Origin of the sequence: Pallidibacillus pasinlerensis (genome assembly GCF_009996845.1) — a bacterium.
Taxonomy (GTDB): domain Bacteria; phylum Bacillota; class Bacilli; order Bacillales; family Caldibacillaceae; genus Pallidibacillus; species Pallidibacillus pasinlerensis.
Genome location: NZ_JAACYS010000017.1, coordinates 1 through 19821 on the forward strand (window position 1 = coordinate 1; position 19821 = coordinate 19821).

Consider the following 19821-nt stretch of genomic DNA (forward strand, 5'->3'; position numbering starts at 1 on the left):
TCAGAAAAGCATATGGTTATAGTAAACAAGCCTGAAAGGAGGGATTATATGAATCATTTTGTTGTTATTAATAGTAAAAGTTTTGGGAGGTTACTCATGATCAGCATCTTTGTAGCTTCTGCATTTATTTGGTTTAATTTTCAAACTAAAGTTACACCTGCTTTTAATGAAGAGGAACAAGTCAGAGAAATTCATATGGTAACTGGAGAATTTTCTACAGAGACAGATGAAGGGAAAGAAATTGAAGCGTACCGATTTGATCCTGGAACGATTTTCTTACAGAAAGGAGAAAAAGTAAATTTAAAAATCTTTGGTGTGAATGGAGATGAACATGCTTTCACTATCGAAGGCACAGATATTAAAGGGAAAATCCAAAAAGGAAAAGAGACTGTTATCCCTTTACAATTTGACAAGCCTGGAACATACAGGCTGATTTGTATTACCCATAAAGATATTGAAAATAATGGTCCAATGATTGCTTATATCGTTGTAAAGTAGCCATATGTAATAAATTAAAACTGACCCAGCTAATTTAGGAAAAATTTATAGTTGGGTCAGAAAAACTTTTAATCAATAAAATATTAGAATATCTACGATTTGTCAATTAGATTATCAACGGTACCATCCATAAAATTATTTAAAAATTGTTCATACGTTTCATCTAATCCCTGTTGTACTTCATCTTTGTTTTCATTTGCTTTCATGCTCGGTTCATAATGCAGTCCTGCCAATTTTTTGGAATCAAAACGACTCACTTTGCTCACTCCTTTACATGTTTACCATATTTTCTCTTTTTGGTAATTAAATTATGTGAGCGATATTTTGGAAATTGTTGTACAAAGGGAGAAAGTTAGTATAAACCGTTTAACACCTTTCCAAGTACATCTGATAATTGACTTGCTACAATAGTTCGTTCATTTTCAATTTTTATTAATTCATCTGCACAAAGTCCATGTAAGTAAACTGCATTGACCACTGCTGCTTTAATATCTTGTTCAGTACAAATTAACGCTAAAATCATACCTGTCAATGTGTCCCCTAATCACCTTTTGCTAATCCTGCATTTCCTGTTGGGTTAATTATTCCTTCTCTTTGTAAATGTACATTTATATCACCTATTATTGAAAAAATGTTTAAAGTTTTATTATTATGAATCGGAATTTTATTATAAAAAAAAATCCCTGACTAAATCAGAGATTTTACATAATGACGCTTATACTTCTTGAAAATATTCTTTGTAATATCCACCAATTTTTCCTGTATTATCAATTACAAAAATAAATACTTCCGTTTCGTTTTTCACGTCATAAATTTTTCCTTCGGTCAACACATTGTTTACCATATATTTCTTTGCATTTGTATGTACACATTTAACTTTTTTTATTGTTTCACGTTCTGTCCAATCTTTATGAATCACATTTATCACCTACTTTTTATCATTATAAAAATGATAAGGTATGAAAGCAATTATTTTTACTTTTCTTTTATCCCAATAAGTTCATTTTTTATAGATTTTTTCATCATCGAAGGGTTCCATTTTGGTTCTGAAACTAGTTCTACTGTTACGGATTTTATCCCATCAACAGAAGCCACAGCAAATTCAACACCAGACTTTAACCAATCTTGAATTTGTACACTTTCTGAAATACATGTCATCGTTATTTTAACGTTATATTGTTCATCCACATGTAGTTGGTAAATATAGCCTAAATCCACTATACTAACACCAAACTCTGGATCAAATACAAATTTCAATTCTTCATAAATCTTGTCCTCTATTGTCACTTGGAAAAACCTCCATCAATTTATACACCTTTTATACATTATAAAGGATTTTCAAAAGAATTTTAACGAAAACTTTAACAAAAATATGGACTTTCGAAAAAGATTTATCTTAATTCTTAACGTTAAATTATTGACCATACTTACTATTTATTCTAGTTATTATCTACAAGTTTTTCCACCAATTTTATTTTGATTATAACCTAATAATAAACATATAAACATAATGAATGGAGAATTAATAAATGGAAGCTACTGGAACTTTGTGGGAAAAATATGAGTCTGAAGAGGATAAGAAAAAAAAGAAGAAGGATAAAGAGATAGAAGAAAAACGTTGGGCGATTTTTTCTATTGCCTCTATCCCACTTGTTATGACTTTAGGTAATTCGATGTTAATTCCTGTTTTGCCAACAATCGAAGCAAAACTTAACATATCGCCTTTTCAATCCAGTTTAATTATTACGGTATATTCAGTTGTAGCTATAATTTTAATCCCAATTGCAGGTTATTTATCGGATAAATGGAGTAGAAAAAAAGTAATCATTCCTAGCCTTATCATTACAGCAATTGGTGGTTCAATTTGTGCAATCGCTGCATGGTTTTTACAAAGCTATTGGTTAATTCTAGTAGGAAGAATCCTTCAAGGAATTGGAGCTGCTGGGGCTTTTCCGATTGTGTTACCCCTTGTTGGTGACATGTTTCGAAAACCTGAAAATGTTACTACTTCCCTTGGTATAGTTGAAACTGCAAATACACTTGGTAAAGTTTTGAGTCCTATCATAGGGGCTTTTTTAGCGAGTATTGTTTGGTACTTACCGTTTGTTTCTATTCCTGTGTTTTGTATTGTTTCGATAATCTTGTTAATAATTTTAGTAAAAAGTCCAAAAGTAGAAAAGCCGCCGAGTTTTAAAGTGTTTTTAGATAAGACGAAAAAAGCGTATAAATATAATAATAGGTGGCTAAATGCTGTCTTTTTAATTGGTGGCATACTCATGTTTATTTTATTCGGCGTATTGTTTTTCTTGTCCTCTCGACTAGAGTCTGAATATGGAATTGATGGGATAAAAAAAGGGTTAATTTTAGCTATTCCTCTCGGCTCTTTATGTATAGCATCATTTATAGCAGGAAAAATGTTAAAAGATAGTAAAAAAGTGATGAAACGAGTTACTTTTATCGGTTTATTTCTTATAGCTAGTAGTATTTTAGCCATAAGTTTTTTCAATAGCCTTTGGATAAATATCGGATTGTTTGTCGTTGCTGGAATTGGCATTGGAATTGGACTTCCGTGTCTTGATGCCTTAATTACAGAAGGAATAGAGGAGGAAACACGTGGAACAATTTCATCTTTTTATAGTTCGATGCGATTTATCGGTGTAGCGTCTGGACCACCTGTTATAGCAATTTTAATGAATTACGATGTAAAATGGATTTTTTACATATTAACGGCTTTAACGATTATTTGTATCTTGATTTGTTTGATTGGAATACGTCCAGAAAAGGACTTTAATTGAAAAATTCCCCCTTCAGTAAACATCATGGATCATAAATTTGTTTACAAAGGGGGAGAACATGAATTATTAATTGACAAACTGTACAGGTTCCAGCGACTCATCGATTGCTAGCATTTCATAATTATTATTTTGCAAATACTTGAGTAATTTTTCTAAATGTTTTACCGTAGTTTCTTTATCATGCATTAAAATAATCATCGGTTCATCTTTGTCAAACGCCTCTAACTGATTAATTGTATGTTTTACGAAATATCCATCTGTATATTTCCAATCCATACTGTCAATATTCCAATCCCACATAATGAATCCGTGATTTTCAACAGCTTGCACATATTCAGGTTTCATGTGGGGTACAGAACCGTAAGGGACACGCATTAAATTACTTTCTACACCGGTTATTTCTTCTAATGAATTTTTCGCCATTGTCATTTCATTTACTACGGTTTTACTAGATTTATAAAATTTGTTTTTATTATGGGTTACACTGTGGACTCCAACAGAATGCCCTTGTTTAATCATTTCTTCAATGGCATCAGGATAACTCCACATATAAGGCTCTAACATAAAGAATGTTGCCTTAGCATTATATTGATCTAGTAAATTTAAAATATCCATTGTTATATTTTGAGGTCCATCATCAAATGTTAAATAAACTACTTTTTTACCATTCTTATTTTGTTCATTCTGAACGGGTTTATCCTGCTCTTGTTCTACTTCTTTTTTATTACCTTGTTTGTCTTCTGTCTGTTTAATATTATCATTCTCTTCTTGCTCATCATTTTCAGGTATGGATTCGGAACTGCTTTCTTCCAGTTCATCGGATGTTGATGTGTTAGAAGTTAATACAGATTGTTCCGGTAGTTCATCACTTTCTTCCTTTGCCAGATCTTTAAAACCATCAAAAACAAAGATGGAACAAATCCCAACCGTCAAGAGAATGACACAAAGAAATACTCCAAGCTCTTTAATATATTTTTTTCTTCTTTCATTTTTTTTATTTCTCGACTGTCTCATGATACCCCCCACATTCTTTTATAATAATAGCCTAATAATTATTATTAAAAGTTACTTATTTTACAATAAAAATATATATCATGTTACTAAATTATGTATCTACAATAATTGTAACAGAATTGTAACAAAAAACATAGGGATTATTTGATTTTTTATATGTATTTTATGAAGCAATTAAAAAAGGATGTCCTCGAGACATCCTAATGTTGTGCACGAAATAATGAGGTCAATTTGAATGTTCATACTTAGTATAATGTCAAAATTAGACATTTTCAATGGGAATTTTCACCAAGTTGGAAGTGTATAAACCTCATAGAATGAAAGCTTGGTTTTGGTAATATAATGTACAAGCTATAGTATTATTGGAGGGAGTTTTATTGAATATTTTTGTTAGTTACATATTATTAGGATTATCACTTGCGGCACCTATTGGTCCAATTAATTTCGCACAATTAGACAAGGGAATTAAAAATGGCTTTCTCCATTCATGGTTTGTAGGTTTAGGGGCAAGACGTTCGAACCAAGTAACACCAACTAAAACAATAATAATGCCTAAAACAGTGTATATGGAAGCAAAAATCCATAATGGAACCTTTGGAAACCAAAATTTTGTAAAAAGTGAGATACCAATCATTTGACTACCCATAATTAACATTTCAGAATTCCAATAAACCCATCCACTAGAAAATCCTGCCCATTTACCAAAGGCTTTTTCGGAATAATGGCTAAAAGAACCAGATTGAGGATCCTGGGCTGTCAATCGACTTAAAACATCATAAACAATGTATGTACCGAGGGCTGCCAATAAAAATGTAATGATTACACCTGGTCCAGCAGCTTTATTGCGATATTCGAACCAAGGAAAAAACCTGTTCCTATAATAAACCCAGTACCTAATATTGATAATTGCCACCACTTTAATTTTTTTGTATCTTTAGACATAAACTATCCTCCTGAGGTTACTATGAAACAAATTTATCAACGGTTTTATTGTTCCCTTAAAGCAATTATTAAATATACAAATGTTTGACAGCCATTAGGAAAAATAAAAGAAGGCTGTACACGATACATCTTCTTAACATAATTTGGAAAGATTGTTTCGTATAGAGCCTTCTTAATATATTCTTTAGTGGTTAATTTATACAACTAAAGAATTATAATTTTTGTACATTAACGGCTTGTGGTCCGCGCTGACCTTCTTCTATATCAAAGCTCACACTTTGACCTTCTTCTAGTGTTTTGAAGCCTTCTCCTTGAATTGCTGAATAATGTACAAATACATCTGATCCATCCTCTTGTTGAATGAATCCAAATCCTTTCTCTGCATTAAACCATTTTACTGTTCCTGTTGCCATTTAAATCCTCCTAGATTAAATAAAATCTGGAACATTTCGTTCCATACATTTATTAGTATAGTGAAAAATATAAAATCTAAACGTGCAAATTTAGGAAAATCAGTTATTTAATATATTATTTGTGATTTTGTTTATTTTTTTTCAAAAATATAACAAAAATAAATAAGCTATTCAATAAAGGTTAGCTCTATATAGTTTAATTTGTTATTATATTTTTTCTACATTAGCTGCTTGAGGTCCACGGTTACCTTCAACGATTTCGAAAGAAACTGCTTGACCTTCTTCTAATGTTTTGAAACCTTCGCCATTAATAGCTGTATAATGAACGAATACGTCGTTTCCTTCCTCAATTTCAATAAATCCATACCCTTTTTCAGCGTTAAACCATTTTACTTTACCTTGATTCATCTTTATAAATCCTCCTAAAAAATATTTACATAAATACAAATTCTTAATAAAAAAATCGCAACCACTTCGTAGGACGAGCGCCTACATTAAGCAGTTGCACTTCTGTTCCTATTTTTAAAGAATTATGTATTTGAGTTCATTATAGTAAAACGCTTTCAACTAGTCAATAGTTAATTTTGAATTATTATAAATAAAAAAGACTTACCACAACTGGCAAGTCAATCAGTTTTACGCCTGTTTTTTTACCTTTACTTTCCGTTTTATAGTACGTTTTGCATTTTCTGTATCGGCCTGTTTTTCAGGCTTAGTACGGTCAATAGAAGCTTGTAAAGCTGTCATTAAATCTAATACACTCTCTCGTTTTTCTTGTTTTCCTTGGACAACGACTTGTTCTCCTGCGCGTTTAATCTCAATTAGTTGTAAAAGCTTTTCTCGATATTCATCATGATAATTTTCCGGATTAAATTCAGACGTTAGTTGATCAATTAATAAAATTGCTGTCTCCAATTCTTTATCAGTAATTTGCTCATTAGTTGGTACATTAGGAACATCACTTACATTTCTCACTTCGTCCGGATAGTGGATTGTTTCCATTACTAATGTGTTATTATAAACTCGAATACAAGCCAACTGCTCCTTTGAACGAATCATGATTTTGGCGATGCCGACTTTCCCCGTCTCCTCCAATGCTTTTCTTAATAATGAATATGCTTTCGTCCCACCATCATTCGGTGATAAGTAATAGCTCCTATTAAAATAAATGGGATCAATATCGTTAATTTTTACAAAGTCAATAATTTCAACTGCTTTATCATCCAATTGTTTTTCTAAACTTTTCAATTCATCATTTTCTATAATGACAAATTTATCTTTCGTATATTCATATCCTTTAACAATATCCTCGTTGGCAACTTCTTCTTCACAATTCGGGCAAACTTTTTCATATTTAATTGGTGTGTGACATTTTTTGTGTAAACTTCGAAATTTAACATCTTTACTTTCTGTAGCTGCATGTAATTTTATTGGTATATTAACTAGACCAAAGCTTATACTCCCTTTCCACATCGTATGCATTATTATCATTCCTTTCTTATTTTTACTATGAAGTATAAAAAACATCTCATACGTATCGAAATTTGGTAATTTCTTTTTCAATAAGGAAATGAATATGTGACAAACTAATATTAGGTGATTAAAAATGAAAACAATGTTACCAACCCTTTCCTTTGAAATTCCGAAGGGTGATGAATGGGTTTATGAGACGAAATATGACGGTTTTCGTGCTTTTCTTATTATGAATAAAAATGAATTCCGTTTTATAAGTCGGAATGGAAAAAGCTTGTTAAAACAGTTCCCTGAGGCCAAAATTTTTTACGAACAAAATAAAGAAAAAATCGAACCATATTTTCCCCTCATACTCGACGGGGAATTAACGATACTTGCCAATCCGTATAACAGTAACTTTTTTGCCATGCAAAAACGTGGACGTTTACAGTCAGAAACAAAGATTAAGGAAGCGATGAAGAAAACTCCTGCCACATATTTGGTTTTTGATTTATTACAACTAAAAGGAAAAGAGCTTAAAAAGTATCCGTTATTTGAAAGAAAACAATTGTTAAAATCATTTTTTGACGAAATACAACTACCACTACTACCCGATGAAACAAATCCAACCTTTTGGCAATATGTACCGTATTTCACTAATTTTGGTAAATTGTGGAATAAAATTAAACAATTTGACGGTGAAGGTGTAATCGCAAAAAAAATTTCAAGTAAATGGGAACAAGGAAAACGGACGAATAATTGGATTAAATATAAAAACTGGAAAAAAGTCCGTTGTTTTATTACGAAATACGATCGAGCGAACGGTTATTTTCATGTAGCCGTATTTAAAAATATGGAGATTTTTCCAATTGGACTTTTTAAACACGGGTTAAGCCAAGAGGAACATAATGTATTAGTTCGCATTATGGAGCAAAATGCGAGCGAGGTAAATGCGCAAATGATTTCGATGAAACCAGCTATATGTGTAGAGTTGTTTTATTTACAATATTATGAGGATACTTTACGAGAACCTTTCTTCTCAAAATTTTTAATCGGTGAAAAACCTGAAAATTGTACATATGAAAAAATGTTTGAAATCCAACCTAGAATTGAAATTGAAATTACCCATCCAAATAAACCTTTATATGAGAAAATAGATATTACAAAACAGGATTATATCTCTTATTTGAAACAAATTTATCCCTTTATGTCTCCTTTTTTAGCTAATCGACTTTTAACCGTTATTCGCTACCCTCACGGCATATTTGGTGAACCGTTTTTTCAAAAAAACTGCCCAGATTATGCACCTGAATATGTCGAAACGTATAAACATGATAGTATTAATTATATCGTGTGTAATAATATTGAGACTTTTCTTTGGTTAGGTAATCAATTGGCTATTGAATTTCATATACCTTTTCAAACAATAGACAAAAAACATCCTACAGAAATTGTCATTGATTTAGATCCACCAAGTAATAAAGAATTTTCTTGGGCGATTGAAGCAGCCACTTATATTAAAGAGGAATTTGTAGAAAAGTTAGGATTAACAAGTTTTGTAAAAGTTTCCGGTAACCGTGGTTTACAAATTTATTTTCCAGTATCAGGTAACCTCATCACATGGGAAGATGCCCATCTTTTTACTGAGTTTGTAGCGAAATTTCTTATCGCTAAAAACGAAAATCACTTTACAATTGAACGAATGAAGAAAAAACGAGGAAACCGACTATATGTCGATTATATTCAACATGGAAGAGGAAAAACAATTATCGCCCCCTTCTCTGTCCGTGGGAATGCAAATGCCGGGGTAGCTGCCCCACTATTTTGGGAAGAACTTTCAAAAATAAAAACTGCAGATAGTATTTCCATTTATAAAATGATGGAGAGAATAAAAAATAAAGGCAATCCCTTTGCCAATTTTTTTCAAACTGTTAATGATGAACCATTACAAAGTATTATCCAGTTTTTAAAAAACAAACATAAATTATAAATTCAAACAAGGGACCGTTTTTTTACAGTCCCTTAATTTATTGTAATTTGTTCAGTTCTTCTTTCATAAATTTTTCATCCATCGGTCCGAAAAATTTTGCTCGAATTATTCCCTCCGAATCTAGAAAATAACTTGTAGGCAATCCATAAATTTCGTATAGTTTCATAACTTCCCCTTTTGTATCTAATGGAACGGGGAATGTAAGTCCATATTGTTTTACAAACTGTGTTGCCGATTCTATCGTTTCCTTGCCAATCGTCATATTTACTGCAACTATTTCCACATCTTGTCCCATTAATTCATTATATACTTTTTGCATTGCTGGCATTTCCTCTTCACAAGGTCCACACCAAGATGCCCAAAAGTTTAATAATACCTTTTTCCCCTTTAGTTCACTAAGTGTAATGGTGTTCCCATTATGCGTATTTAATGTAAAATCTGGTGCCATTTTTCCAATTTGTAAGCCGACATCATCGGCCATTGCCACTGCTTCTTGATATTCTCCACTGTTTTCTAATGTTAATTGGTCTTCTTTTTCCTTAATACCAGCTACAAGATCTTGAATAAATAGAAAGTCAACAACTACTAGTGTAATTAATATTGCAACTATTCCAGCAACAACCTTTTTCATCATATACAATTTTCACCCTCAAATATATGCCATACTGTAATTATACATAAAATACGTGAATATTCTAAATAGAAAACCTTTTACGAATGCACCATATTATATTATTTCCAGTAAATCATCAATAAAACCATCAGTATGACATCTTTTTCCAACTCATTTACCCGCTCTAGAAAACATATTATAGGCGTGTTTAAGCGAAATCTATTCGTTAGTTGAACTGGAAGCCATCCCTTTTTTACAGTAGCAATACAATTTGACCCTAGAAAAATATTAATTTCATGAAATAACTCTTTTGAAAATGTAATTGTTTTGTTTTCAAAGAGGATTTTTCCACGGATTTTATTTTTTTCTTTTATAAGGTAAGCAAAAATATTAAATTCATCAATTTTAAAATATACCGTATTCTTCTTTATTTTTAATTTAATTTTCAACTGCTGTTGTCCCCTAAAGTAATACGTTAAATACCACCCTTTCCATGTTAAATGGATTTTACCTATATTTTGAGCGTAACCATTCGGTTGAAAAAAATAAACATTACTTTGGTCTTGTTCTATCAAATAAACTTCCGGCAAATCTTTTACGTCATATTTCAACTGTGCGATTTGAATAATCATTCGATTCGATTTTCGTAAATAATATAAATGGAGAAAATAATAAAAAATACTTAAAAACATTAATAAATAGATTGCAAGTTCTAGTTTTTGTTTCGTTAAAAAAATATATAAAAAAATATAAGCTAAAATCGTAAAATAAATACCAATAGTTAAACTTTGCTTTCCCAATAAGTAGTAAAATTGTTTAATCGACATTTGCTTTCCCCTTTTTCATAGAAACTCTATTATAAACCTGTATATTAATAGATATTCAATTCTTTCATAATCATGATAGAAAGAAATAAGTTTAATATATTTCTAACATAAAAGCTTATGAAAAGGATGGTAAAATGCACGTTTACTCATTGGTGAATTTTGTCAAAAAATGTATGATAAATTTACAAAAAAAGACTTTATTTTTATGTTATTTTTTTGTATGATACGTAAGTAAAGTCATTATAAAACTATACAAAACAGGGAAGGCAAATGGTGCGCCACCAGCATTAGCTGGTTCTAGTGGGTTCGATTCCCACCCCGAAATTTTTTAGCTTCATATAAAAAATTTCGAGGGTGGGAACGACAGAAGTACGCTAAACTCCCACCCTCGTTCGGAGGGATGGAAATGTATTTAAAAAAGCGTAACCTAAGTGACTGTAATCAACTATATCCACTAATTATACATCCAGACGTCTTCCCTTTCGTTCGGGAAAAACCAAATTCCTATGAGGAGTATTTGTTTTTAACAAAAAAAGTGATGGAAGATGAAGAAAATGGTCTATTAATTTCAAGAACCATTTTAGATGAGTGGGAAACACCAATTGGCGTCATAACGCTTTATGATATGAATAATGGCACTGGATTCCTAGGTACTTGGTTAGGCAAACCATACCATGGTAAAGGATATAATCGGATTGCGAAGGAAGCTTTTTTTCAAGAATTATTTTTTGAAAAAGGCGTTGAAAGTATTTTTTTACGAGTGCGACTTGAAAACATCCGATCTCAAAAGGCACTAGAAAAAATTCCGTATGTCTTATTTGCTAACGAGACAAGACCGCATATTTTAGAGCAAATTAACACAAATCCGAAAAATTATTTATATAACTTGTATGAAATCTCAAAGGATTCCTTTACAATGTATTATAAAACGCATATTCAAAATGAAGAAACTATCCAACAATTAGAAGCATAACTTTAAACGTCCGTTAGCGGGCGTTTTTTATTTTCTATAAATAATTTCGTTTTTTCTTCAAAACTTCAACATAAACAGAACGATTATTTATCACGACAAGAAAAGTTAGGCATATGATGGATAGACAAAACATTTTATTGTACTTATATTCTCTCCCCCTTTTACCCAGTCCTCCAGTAAGAAGGTGATTCCATGTTTCCTTGGAATTTTTTTAATATGAATCGTAAAAGCAAGGATTTTTTTGACAGAATGGACGAAGACAGTTTTCAAGATATGTTAGAAAAATGGATGAAACAAGCATTTCCTAGTATTCTCGAGGAACAGAATCAAAAAAAAGAAAAAGAAACTACTAGTAAGGCATTGAATGAAACTGTTTTTGAAACCCATGAATATATTTATATCCGTATACCTGTTCAAGATAAAGAAATAATTAGCAACATTAAAATATACTATAGTTTAAATAAATGTATGATAAAGGGTGTTCAAGATAATGACCAACCTTATACAATCATTTTGCCATCAACAGTAAAAAAGAAAGGTGCTCAAGCCATTTATCGAGATCTAGTGTTAGAAATAAAAATACCAAAATATAGTGATTGGCAATTTAGTGAAATTGATGTGGACACAGAAGAGCAAAACTGAATTAAATTTTTGTCTTGGTATATATTTTTAATCTTCGGAAAAAAATAAGGTAAATGATATTCATTTCAGGAAGGTGAAAAATATATGCCAACTCCATATCGTTGTCCAAACTGTAGAACAAATAAAACGAGGTTCAATTTTATTAGACAAGTTCCAGAATCAGTAAAAGTAGATTCAGTAACAGGAGAAGTTTTAGAAACATATGATAATGCGCAGTTAGATCCGTTTCATTTACCATATAGAGGACCTGAAATAAAAATTCAATGTGCTGTATGTGGACTTGTAGAGGACGAAAAAATGTTTGCAAAGTTCGGTGAATCATCTGTATAGAATTGTAATTATATGGCTTTCCAGAATATTGTATTAGCTGGAAAGTCTTATTTTTTATTGTTAAGGCCAGATTGCACGTTTATAACGATGGAAATACGTGAATTGTCTATTTAAGGCATTATATTAGACATTTCTGGTGAATTAAGTGTGCAAAATGTCCATTAGGTGCACTATATTGGACAATTTGCTTTAGAAATTCAAACAAAATGTCCAATATAGCGTCAACTAAAAGACAACGAGTATTTATTTTATTTGTTCAAGTAGGATTTCAACCGCTTTTTGAATTTGTGGGTCTTCCTCTTCTAATTTATTACTTAAGGATTCCATAATTTTTGTTGTCGTTTCTCCAGTTACGATTCCAGTTTGTTCTAAATCATGGTCTTGTTGGAACCTTTGAACGGCATTTGTTGTTTCTACATCAAATAGACCATCAACTTCACCTGGATTATATTCAAGAACATTTAGCATTTCTTCAATAATCGATACTTCATCCGACATCATTGGCTCTTTTAACTCTAATTCAGGACTTACATAAGGTAACTTCGCATATTCCGGTAGTTCGACTACGTAATCTGGTGTTATTCCCTTTTCATGAATCCAATTGCCATTCGGTGTTAACCAACGAGCTGTTGTAATTTTTAAACTTGAACCGTCGGAAAAGCTTGCAGCTGTTTGTGCTGTACCTTTTCCATATGTTTTGACACCGACAATGGGTACATTTGCAGATTCTTTTAATGCACCTGCCAAAATCTCAGATGCACTTGCACTTCCATCATCAACTACAGCAACTAATGGGATGTCAAAAGGCTCCTTTTGATTAGACAGCTGACGTTGTTTCGTGCCATCTTTATATTCCATTTGATAAATAATTTTCCCTTTTGGTACAAATAAACTCGTTATATCAATTGCCTGATTAAGTAACCCACCAGGATTTTGTCTTACATCTATGATTAGACCTTTCATTCCTTCTGATTTTAACTCATCAATGGCTTTTACGAGTTCATCGTATGTACGATCTGAGAAAGATGTAATCTGAATTTTTCCGATTGAATTATCTAACATTTCATAATAAACCGTTTCAATCGGGATTACATCGCGAACAATTTTTACTTCAATCGGTTCTTTTACTCCCGGTCGCGAAATTGTAAGAACAACTTCTGTTCCTTTTTCTCCACGAATTAGTAGTACTGCTTCAGAGGAGCTCATACCTTGAATATTTTGTCCATCGACCTCAATTATAGCATCGTTTGCCCGTAGCCCTACTTTTTCTGCTGGAGAACCTTTAATTGGTGCTACAATAACAATATTCCCATCACGTTCTTCTATTGTTGCGCCAATTCCTTCAAAGGACGAAGAAATTTGTTCGTTAAAACTTTCCGTCTCTTCAGCTGTCATATAGTCACTATATGGATCACCGATGGCATCTACCATTCCATTAATAGCACCTTCAATGAGCAGGTCTTCTTCAATATCATCTACATAATTTTCTTTTATCGTTTGATATGTTTCAAACAGTTTCTCAAATTCTTCATAGTCTCTTATTATACCGTCCGCTAATAGTCCATTATTTATATTATGAACGTTAATTTTATTATTTGGATCTACAACTTTATCGTCGCCAAATGATAAAACAAAAACTGTAATCCCAGCGGTAATAAAAACAGATAAGAACAAAATCATGATGAATTGAAACTTTTTCAATTTCATATATTTTTTATCTGTTTCTGTCCCTTGTTTTTCTTGATTCATAGAATTTTTTGAATCATTATCATTAAAATTTTTCACAACTTCACCTCTTTCGCAACAGTTGAGGGATTATTTATAAAATACCATGTTTTGCTAAAACTGACTAGTAATGTCTGTTTTTAGCAGACTCCCCACCGCTAAACTTCTGTTGCAGCTTCAAAAAATTCTTCTAAAGTCCAATCATTTTCATAAATAATTTCAGCTGCATCTTTCCCAACATAACGGAAATGCCATGGTTCAAATGTGTAACCTGTAATATGTTCTTTCCCTTTTGGGTAACGTAAAATAAATCCAAATTTGTGAGCGTTATCAGCTAACCATTGACCTTCAGGAGTATCCGCAAATTGTTCTACCAATTCGCAACCAACACTTTGTGATGATATATCCATCGTCAGACCCGTTTGATGTTCACTTGTGCCAGGTACGGCAACAACTTGTGCGGCTTGCTCTTCATCCCCAACTTGATTTACTTTGTTCTGGAAAATTTGTTTTTGTCTATCATAAGAACGATAACCAGAAACTGCAAATAAATAAATTCCTTCTAACTCCGCTTGGGTAAACATTTCTTCTAAAGCTTCAGCCGCTTCTTTTCTCATATAAGCTTTCTCAATATCTGGTGTTACTGTAAAAGAAAAACGGACATCTGGAATAACTAGATCAGACGGCTCATAATCCTCTGGCAATAAAGCAGATTCTTTATTTACAAAAACTAATATATTATCTACATTTTTAATAATTTCTTTTCCAGCTACTTCAATCACTTCATTAAAATACTTCTTCTCTAATAGAACTTCTTTACTGTTTTCTTTTTTATCTTGTTGACTTTTGTCTCCACCAACATTCTGTTCCTGATTATCTTTTTCAATTATATCATGTTGAACTTCTTTTTGTTCTTTATCCGGTTCAGTGCCTTCTGCTGAACATCCTATTAAAATCGTTCCTAACAACATTGGAATTGCTAACTTTTTTAATTTCATTCATTTCACCTTACTTCTGTTAATGTATAGTGCCTAAATAATTTTACCACTCTATACTTTTCTTGAACAGGTAAAAATGAATGTAAAAATAAAGTTGTCTCCAAAGGAATGGTTAGTTCCATGGAGACAACTAGGGGATTATTTTACTACAGAATCTAAAGCAACTTCAATCATATCATTGAATGTTGTTTGTCTTTCTTCTGCAGATGTTTCTTCACCTGTTAGGATATGATCACTTACAGTTAGAATAGAAAGTGCTTTTCTGCCGTATTTTGCTGCTAATGTGTATAATGCAGATGTTTCCATTTCAACGGCTAAAATACCGTATTTTGCCCATTTTTCATGTTCTGCATAATCATCATAGAACATATCAGCACTAAATACATTTCCTACCTTTAAGTTCAATCCTTTAGCTACACCAACATCATATGCATTTTTTAGTAATTCAAAATTCGCTGTTGGTGCATAATCCATATGTCCACCGAAAATTTTTCGGTTTACTTGGGAATCAGTAGAAGCACTCATTGCAATAATAACATCTCGGACTTTTACATCTTTTGGGATTGCTCCACAAGTACCAACACGGATTAAATTTTGAACATTATAACTTTGCATTAATTCGTTAATATAGATTGAAATAGATGGTATCCCCATACCTGTACCTTGTACAGAAACACGTTTTCCTTTGTATGTTCCTGTAAATCCAAGCATATTTCTTACTTCGTTATAACAAATCACATCTTCTAAAAATGTTTCTGCGATATATTTAGCACGTAACGGATCTCCTGGTAACAGTATTGTTTCCGCTATTTCATTTTCTTTTGCACCTATATGTACACTCATAGTTATCCTCCTTAAAATCATTTCACATAATAATATTCCCTATTCAATATACCATATTAATGAATTATATGAAAAATTTTTCTTGATAAATAGAAGGAAATTCCGAAACAATACAACTATAAAGGTGATTTTATTTTGTAAGGAGTGACAATTCATTGGGTAAAAAACATCGAAATCGAGTGAATCAACCGAAAAAGAAAAATAATATTCCTACAGAGGATTTAATTGCTGAAAAGGAGGCACATGGAAAGGAATTTTCTGCACAGGGAAGGAAAAATAAAACATAAGCCTTTATCATTCCAGCTTCAGGCGGACGCTTTCCGCGGTCGTTTCTTGAGCCTCCTCGTCTCGCAAGCTCGCCTGCGGGGTCTCAAGAATCACGCTTATCCCGTCGGAGTCGCCGCCTTTCGCTTCATTTTTTGGAATTCTTTTTATAAAGAATATCGATGAATAATTTGATATATTTTTTCTTTAATGGACGGAATGTCTTCAGTGGTGACGGTCATACGGACCTTTGATTCATCCATGTCTAACGCTTCTGCTAACAAAGTTTTAAACCCACGGACACGACGGTCAATTTCCATTAATAATTCTACTCGATGTTCAGATTGATTGAAAAATACAAGTTCTAATTCATCTAAACGACTACGAAATGGACCTTGGTAAGGTACAAACTCAAATTCTTGTATTAGGGGCAAGCGACTTCTAATATAACGAGGTGCTCTTTCATTTTCAACTTCCCTTAATGTAAACCCTAATTCATTTATTGCATCTATTACAGCATTCATAATTGGACTTGGTGCAATGCGAATATAATCTTTATCTGTCGGATCTAACGCATTTGAAATATCAGCTTCAGTTTTCACCCAAACTTTTGATCTACCAAATGTTACAGGTGTATCAAAGGGTAATTGAAAGGAAAATGGAACTTCATGGACTTCATTTGCTTTAATTAAAAGCGATTGAAATATAGGAAAATGACCAATATTAGCAACAGCTGGTACTTTTTTATCATCCATTTCTTTAATATATGATGTGTATAGATTTAAATAAAGTCCATTTATTTGTTGCTCCACATTCCCACCTTTTATTTCCACAATTCCTTTTACGATATCTCCTTGACGATATGTTAATTGCTCCAGTTTAGTATCAATTTTTGCACTTCCGATTCCAATACTAGCAAATATCTTGTTAAAAAATGACATTTGGTGTCCTCCTTAGATCAATTCAATGTATCAATATTACGTATGAAATTATTAAATGGTTTCAGATTTTTTAATCTTTTTTCTGAAAGGGATTGTTTGATAATGCTTCTAGTTTCTTAATTATTTCCCTCATTTTCCTGCGATACGTTGAATCACCAAAATTTAAATATAAATATTGAAAATCATTATACATATCAAGTAACATATCTACATCAACAACATCTTTATTTACCTTTTTTTGCTTTGTAGGAGGATTTAATAACGGAGCTTTTTTAATTGAAGATTTTTTACTATCAATTATTCTTTTCGCATTTTCTTCATTGGTTATATATGTCAATTCTTCTTCTGTAGCTTCTAACCAAGCACCATCACTAACACGCGCTAATTCATAAATAACATCTTCCCATGCTGAATCTTTGTAACGCCAAATTTCCGCTCGAAATCCTATTATGACGAATAGATCTTGACCATAACCCCAAACTCGTACAATGTCTCCGAATCGATATTTATAATTTATTTGGACGTTCTCTTTTCTGTTATACAGTCTGTCATAATCGCTTTTTAACATCAAATTTTTTTCGTAATATAAATCTTTCCTATCCTTTAACTGGTAATACCAGTCACCACCTAGCTGATAAATCTTAACTATTTCTGAGAATATTCCATTTTCCACAATTACAATTTGATCACCTATACTATATTTTGGCTGATCATTCTTCGTCATTCTCCAACCCTCGCTTTCAGCCGGTTTATCTATTATATGCAAAGGGATTTTAAAAGGAGAAAATTTATTAATTCCAAAAAAGTAATCATTGGCGGAATGTTCCCGTTTTATAAATTTTTTATTTTAACAAATATTTATGTCTCTTAATATTTATTTTCATATTGTTCGTAGTACTCCCATGCTTTATCAAAAATAGACATCGTTGGTAAATACTCACCATTTAATTCTAAATATCGACTGATTTCATCATAATCTGTCGCATCCTTAGGAAAACTATGGTCACGAAAAGCCCCTTCAGCAAACTTTGATAAATCATCTGAACCACTACGATACCTCATTAAAAAATGATAAAATGTCTTACCCATAATAAATCCTTTCTTTTATGTTTAATAAGTATATTTTTCAAAACAATAATGTGGAACAAATCCCCACTTCAATGATTATTTTACCATGAAGCGGGGATTTATCGTGTCTAGCTATTATATTTTTGTTTATTTATTTTATCTTCCACCAAAACATGATGCACCAATGATAATGAGTAAAATAAACAATACGACAATTAAAGCAAATGAGAATCCACCTGATACTGGGTAGCTATAGCCCCATCCACATCCATAATCTGTGTAAGCTGGATAATGACATTGTGAACATCCTCCGTAATGCATGAATCTCACCCTCCACTTATTTGATTCACAAGTATTGTATGCTTTGGGTGATTGTCATGCATGTGCTTCTGCCTATTTAATCTTAATCTTTTTCAAATAACTTTTTATACTCGCCGTACCCTTCTTTTTCCAAATCCTCTTTCGGAATAAAGCGTAAAGCAGCCGAATTTATACAATAACGCAAACCTGTTGGTCCTGGACCATCAGGAAAAACATGACCTAAATGGGAATCACTTGTTTTTGCACGTACTTCTGTCCGAATCATATTGTGGCTTGTATCTAGTTTTTCTTCAATTTCAACTTCATCGATCGGCTTTGTAAAACTCGGCCAACCACAACCTGCATCATATTTATCCTTTGAACTAAATAACGGTTTTCCGGTAATAATATCTACGTATATTCCTTCCTCAAAATGATCCCAATACTCATTATGGAAAGGTGGTTCAGTACCGTTATTTTGCGTGACTTCAAAGCTTAGTGGAGATAATTTTCTCTTTAATTCTTCTTTATTTTTCATGCTGTTCCCCCCAATGTCTTTTAATAAAATCAGCTCTTCCTGATCCAATAAAATAACGATTATAGTGTAATGGGTTTTTACGATAATAATGTTGATGATATTCTTCAGCTTCATAAAATTCGGAAGCTGGTAAAATTTTCGTTACAATCGGTTTGGAAAATTTTCCACTTTCCTCTAATTCACGTTTAGATTGTTCAGCCTTTTCTTTTTGCTCTTCATTTAAATAAAATATAGCCGTTTGATATGATTGACCCCTGTCAAAAAATTGACCACCTGGATCCGTCGGGTCAATCTGTTGCCAATATATTTTTAAAATTTCTTCATAGCTTATCACTTCAGGATCAAACGTAATTCGTACTGCTTCATAATGGCCGGTCGTTTCTGAACAAACTTCTTCGTAGGTCGGATTCGGTTTATGACCACCTGTATAGCCCGAAACTACTTCCTTCACCCCTGGCCACTGATCAAATGGTTTTACCATGCACCAAAAACAGCCACCGGCAAATATTGCTTGTTCGTATTGCTTGTTTGACATATACTCATCTCCCACCGGTTTATTCATTTTTCAGTTTTGACATGATTTTATCAGATAACGAGTCCATATGTAAAAATATTCGCTTAAATATAAGTAAGTATGTATCACATATTTTCTTCA

At 32.2% G+C, this 19821-nt stretch carries 26 protein-coding genes and 2 pseudogenes; 8 read left to right on the plus strand and 20 right to left on the minus strand.

Annotated features, from left to right (window positions below; genetic code table 11):
* Positions 1–48 precede the first annotated feature (48 nt).
* Positions 49–498 carry a cupredoxin domain-containing protein gene (locus GW534_RS05430; RefSeq protein WP_246203947.1) on the plus strand — a complete coding sequence of 150 codons (450 nt, stop codon included), beginning with the start codon at positions 49–51 and terminating at the stop codon, positions 496–498.
* 92 nt (positions 499–590) lie between these two features.
* On the opposite strand, the gene GW534_RS05435 is transcribed toward GW534_RS05430, so the two are convergent.
* The 4 genes from GW534_RS05435 to GW534_RS05450 all read right to left on the minus strand — a co-directional run bounded on the left by GW534_RS05435 (position 591) and on the right by GW534_RS05450 (position 1785).
* On the minus strand, positions 591–755 hold the full coding sequence (locus GW534_RS05435; RefSeq protein WP_161920047.1) for a YozQ family protein: 165 nt from the start codon (positions 753–755) through the stop codon (positions 591–593).
* A gap of 95 nt (positions 756–850) precedes the next feature.
* The gene (locus GW534_RS05440; RefSeq protein WP_246203959.1) at positions 851–1021 is read right to left on the minus strand and encodes a hypothetical protein; all 171 of its coding nucleotides are present in this window, start codon (positions 1019–1021) and stop codon (positions 851–853) included.
* Between the two features lie 192 nt (positions 1022–1213).
* On the minus strand, positions 1214–1417 hold the full coding sequence (locus GW534_RS05445) for a DUF6501 family protein (protein WP_161920049.1): 204 nt from the start codon (positions 1415–1417) through the stop codon (positions 1214–1216).
* A gap of 56 nt (positions 1418–1473) precedes the next feature.
* Entirely contained in the window at positions 1474–1785 is a 312-nt protein-coding gene (locus tag GW534_RS05450) for a metal-sulfur cluster assembly factor (RefSeq protein WP_161920050.1), read from the minus strand.
* Between the two features lie 242 nt (positions 1786–2027).
* Between GW534_RS05450 and GW534_RS05455 the strand changes: the two genes are divergently transcribed.
* Positions 2028–3293 (plus strand): MFS transporter, encoded by a 1266-nt coding sequence (locus tag GW534_RS05455; RefSeq protein ID WP_161920051.1) that lies wholly within the window; start codon positions 2028–2030, stop codon positions 3291–3293.
* A 66-nt stretch (positions 3294–3359) separates the two neighbouring features.
* On the opposite strand, the gene GW534_RS05460 is transcribed toward GW534_RS05455, so the two are convergent.
* Positions 3360–4307, minus strand: a complete 948-nt coding sequence (locus tag GW534_RS05460; protein WP_161920052.1) for a polysaccharide deacetylase family protein — start codon at positions 4305–4307, stop codon at positions 3360–3362.
* Positions 4308–4684: 377 nt separating this feature from the next.
* Here GW534_RS05460 and GW534_RS16345 point away from each other — a divergent pair.
* A pseudogene (locus GW534_RS16345) lies at positions 4685–4816 on the plus strand (amino acid transporter); the annotation flags it as partial.
* On the opposite strand, the pseudogene GW534_RS05465 reads toward GW534_RS16345, so the two are convergent.
* The 4 genes and pseudogenes from GW534_RS05465 to ku all read right to left on the minus strand — a co-directional run.
* A pseudogene (locus tag GW534_RS05465) lies at positions 4816–5249 on the minus strand (amino acid permease); the annotation flags it as partial. The pseudogenes GW534_RS16345 and GW534_RS05465 overlap by 1 nt on opposite strands.
* Positions 5250–5461: 212 nt before the next feature.
* Positions 5462–5662 (minus strand): cold-shock protein, encoded by a 201-nt coding sequence (locus GW534_RS05470; protein WP_161920053.1) that lies wholly within the window; start codon positions 5660–5662, stop codon positions 5462–5464.
* Between the two features lie 207 nt (positions 5663–5869).
* Entirely contained in the window at positions 5870–6070 is a 201-nt protein-coding gene (locus tag GW534_RS05475; protein ID WP_161920054.1) for a cold-shock protein, read from the minus strand.
* Positions 6071–6298: 228 nt separating this feature from the next.
* Positions 6299–7144, minus strand: coding sequence for a non-homologous end joining protein Ku (gene ku / locus GW534_RS05480; protein ID WP_161920055.1), 846 nt, complete (start codon positions 7142–7144; stop codon positions 6299–6301).
* 124 nt (positions 7145–7268) lie between these two features.
* Here ku and GW534_RS05485 point away from each other — a divergent pair, with 124 nt between their 5' ends.
* The gene (locus GW534_RS05485; protein ID WP_161920056.1) at positions 7269–9104 is read left to right on the plus strand and encodes a DNA ligase D; all 1836 of its coding nucleotides are present in this window, start codon (positions 7269–7271) and stop codon (positions 9102–9104) included.
* Positions 9105–9141: 37 nt separating this feature from the next.
* Here the strand turns inward: GW534_RS05485 and GW534_RS05490 are convergent, their stop codons facing one another.
* Complete coding sequence (locus GW534_RS05490) at positions 9142–9738, minus strand: peroxiredoxin family protein (protein WP_246203949.1); 597 nt, start codon at positions 9736–9738, stop codon at positions 9142–9144.
* A gap of 98 nt (positions 9739–9836) precedes the next feature.
* Entirely contained in the window at positions 9837–10544 is a 708-nt protein-coding gene (locus GW534_RS05495) for a hypothetical protein (protein ID WP_161920057.1), read from the minus strand.
* A gap of 406 nt (positions 10545–10950) precedes the next feature.
* Between GW534_RS05495 and GW534_RS05500 the strand changes: the two genes are divergently transcribed.
* From GW534_RS05500 to GW534_RS05510, 3 genes are all read left to right on the plus strand, one after another.
* Entirely contained in the window at positions 10951–11517 is a 567-nt protein-coding gene (locus GW534_RS05500) for a GNAT family N-acetyltransferase (protein WP_407670443.1), read from the plus strand.
* Between the two features lie 192 nt (positions 11518–11709).
* A complete protein-coding gene (locus GW534_RS05505; protein WP_161920059.1) occupies positions 11710–12159 on the plus strand; it encodes an Hsp20/alpha crystallin family protein in 450 nt (149 codons plus the stop codon).
* An 84-nt stretch (positions 12160–12243) separates the two neighbouring features.
* Positions 12244–12489 (plus strand): DNA alkylation repair protein, encoded by a 246-nt coding sequence (locus tag GW534_RS05510; RefSeq protein ID WP_161920060.1) that lies wholly within the window; start codon positions 12244–12246, stop codon positions 12487–12489.
* A gap of 243 nt (positions 12490–12732) precedes the next feature.
* Here GW534_RS05510 and GW534_RS05515 read toward each other — a convergent pair whose 3' ends face one another.
* The 3 genes from GW534_RS05515 to deoD all read right to left on the minus strand — a co-directional run bounded on the left by GW534_RS05515 (position 12733) and on the right by deoD (position 16055).
* Complete coding sequence (locus tag GW534_RS05515) at positions 12733–14274, minus strand: S41 family peptidase (RefSeq protein ID WP_312854632.1); 1542 nt, start codon at positions 14272–14274, stop codon at positions 12733–12735.
* 98 nt (positions 14275–14372) lie between these two features.
* Complete coding sequence (locus tag GW534_RS05520) at positions 14373–15212, minus strand: M15 family metallopeptidase (RefSeq protein WP_246203951.1); 840 nt, start codon at positions 15210–15212, stop codon at positions 14373–14375.
* Positions 15213–15350: 138 nt separating this feature from the next.
* A complete protein-coding gene (deoD, locus tag GW534_RS05525) occupies positions 15351–16055 on the minus strand; it encodes a purine-nucleoside phosphorylase (protein ID WP_161920062.1) in 705 nt (234 codons plus the stop codon).
* A gap of 155 nt (positions 16056–16210) precedes the next feature.
* On the opposite strand from deoD, the gene GW534_RS16655 reads away from it, so the two are divergent.
* On the plus strand, positions 16211–16342 hold the full coding sequence (locus GW534_RS16655) for a hypothetical protein (RefSeq protein ID WP_281351975.1): 132 nt from the start codon (positions 16211–16213) through the stop codon (positions 16340–16342).
* A gap of 144 nt (positions 16343–16486) precedes the next feature.
* Here the strand turns inward: GW534_RS16655 and GW534_RS05530 are convergent, their stop codons facing one another.
* The 6 genes from GW534_RS05530 to msrA form a co-directional block, all read right to left on the minus strand.
* Complete coding sequence (locus GW534_RS05530; protein WP_161920063.1) at positions 16487–17260, minus strand: sporulation protein; 774 nt, start codon at positions 17258–17260, stop codon at positions 16487–16489.
* Between the two features lie 70 nt (positions 17261–17330).
* A complete protein-coding gene (locus tag GW534_RS05535) occupies positions 17331–17984 on the minus strand; it encodes a hypothetical protein (protein ID WP_161920064.1) in 654 nt (217 codons plus the stop codon).
* A 143-nt stretch (positions 17985–18127) separates the two neighbouring features.
* Positions 18128–18349, minus strand: a complete 222-nt coding sequence (locus GW534_RS05540; protein WP_161920065.1) for a YozE family protein — start codon at positions 18347–18349, stop codon at positions 18128–18130.
* Between the two features lie 135 nt (positions 18350–18484).
* Positions 18485–18649 carry a YjcZ family sporulation protein gene (locus GW534_RS05545; RefSeq protein WP_161920066.1) on the minus strand — a complete coding sequence of 55 codons (165 nt, stop codon included), beginning with the start codon at positions 18647–18649 and terminating at the stop codon, positions 18485–18487.
* Positions 18650–18731: 82 nt separating this feature from the next.
* On the minus strand, positions 18732–19166 hold the full coding sequence (gene msrB, locus GW534_RS05550; protein WP_161920067.1) for a peptide-methionine (R)-S-oxide reductase MsrB: 435 nt from the start codon (positions 19164–19166) through the stop codon (positions 18732–18734).
* On the minus strand, positions 19156–19701 hold the full coding sequence (gene msrA, locus GW534_RS05555; protein ID WP_161920068.1) for a peptide-methionine (S)-S-oxide reductase MsrA: 546 nt from the start codon (positions 19699–19701) through the stop codon (positions 19156–19158). The genes msrB and msrA overlap by 11 nt, the downstream gene beginning before the upstream one ends.
* Positions 19702–19821: the final 120 nt, after the last annotated feature.

Bases quoted from the DNA above. Each gene is read 5' to 3' on its own strand.
- GW534_RS05430 (WP_246203947.1), top strand. From the start codon at position 49: ATGAATCATTTTGTTGTTATTAATAGTAAAAGTTTTGGGAGGTTACTC.
- GW534_RS05440 (WP_246203959.1), bottom strand. From the start codon at position 1,021: ATGATTTTAGCGTTAATTTGTACTGAACAAGATATTAAAGCAGCAGTG.
- GW534_RS05455 (WP_161920051.1), top strand. From the start codon at position 2,028: ATGGAAGCTACTGGAACTTTGTGGGAAAAATATGAGTCTGAAGAGGAT.
- GW534_RS05460 (WP_161920052.1), bottom strand. From the start codon at position 4,307: ATGAGACAGTCGAGAAATAAAAAAAATGAAAGAAGAAAAAAATATATT.
- GW534_RS05470 (WP_161920053.1), bottom strand. From the start codon at position 5,662: ATGGCAACAGGAACAGTAAAATGGTTTAATGCAGAGAAAGGATTTGGA.
- GW534_RS05475 (WP_161920054.1), bottom strand. From the start codon at position 6,070: ATGAATCAAGGTAAAGTAAAATGGTTTAACGCTGAAAAAGGGTATGGA.
- ku (WP_161920055.1), bottom strand. From the start codon at position 7,144: ATGCATACGATGTGGAAAGGGAGTATAAGCTTTGGTCTAGTTAATATA.
- GW534_RS05485 (WP_161920056.1), top strand. From the start codon at position 7,269: ATGAAAACAATGTTACCAACCCTTTCCTTTGAAATTCCGAAGGGTGAT.
- GW534_RS05490 (WP_246203949.1), bottom strand. From the start codon at position 9,738: ATGATGAAAAAGGTTGTTGCTGGAATAGTTGCAATATTAATTACACTA.
- GW534_RS05495 (WP_161920057.1), bottom strand. From the start codon at position 10,544: ATGTCGATTAAACAATTTTACTACTTATTGGGAAAGCAAAGTTTAACT.
- GW534_RS05500 (WP_407670443.1), top strand. From the start codon at position 10,951: ATGTATTTAAAAAAGCGTAACCTAAGTGACTGTAATCAACTATATCCA.
- GW534_RS05505 (WP_161920059.1), top strand. From the start codon at position 11,710: ATGTTTCCTTGGAATTTTTTTAATATGAATCGTAAAAGCAAGGATTTT.
- GW534_RS05510 (WP_161920060.1), top strand. From the start codon at position 12,244: ATGCCAACTCCATATCGTTGTCCAAACTGTAGAACAAATAAAACGAGG.
- GW534_RS05520 (WP_246203951.1), bottom strand. From the start codon at position 15,212: ATGAAATTAAAAAAGTTAGCAATTCCAATGTTGTTAGGAACGATTTTA.
- deoD (WP_161920062.1), bottom strand. From the start codon at position 16,055: ATGAGTGTACATATAGGTGCAAAAGAAAATGAAATAGCGGAAACAATA.
- GW534_RS05530 (WP_161920063.1), bottom strand. From the start codon at position 17,260: ATGTCATTTTTTAACAAGATATTTGCTAGTATTGGAATCGGAAGTGCA.
- GW534_RS05535 (WP_161920064.1), bottom strand. From the start codon at position 17,984: ATGACGAAGAATGATCAGCCAAAATATAGTATAGGTGATCAAATTGTA.
- GW534_RS05540 (WP_161920065.1), bottom strand. From the start codon at position 18,349: ATGGGTAAGACATTTTATCATTTTTTAATGAGGTATCGTAGTGGTTCA.
- GW534_RS05545 (WP_161920066.1), bottom strand. From the start codon at position 18,649: ATGCATTACGGAGGATGTTCACAATGTCATTATCCAGCTTACACAGAT.
- msrB (WP_161920067.1), bottom strand. From the start codon at position 19,166: ATGAAAAATAAAGAAGAATTAAAGAGAAAATTATCTCCACTAAGCTTT.
- msrA (WP_161920068.1), bottom strand. From the start codon at position 19,701: ATGTCAAACAAGCAATACGAACAAGCAATATTTGCCGGTGGCTGTTTT.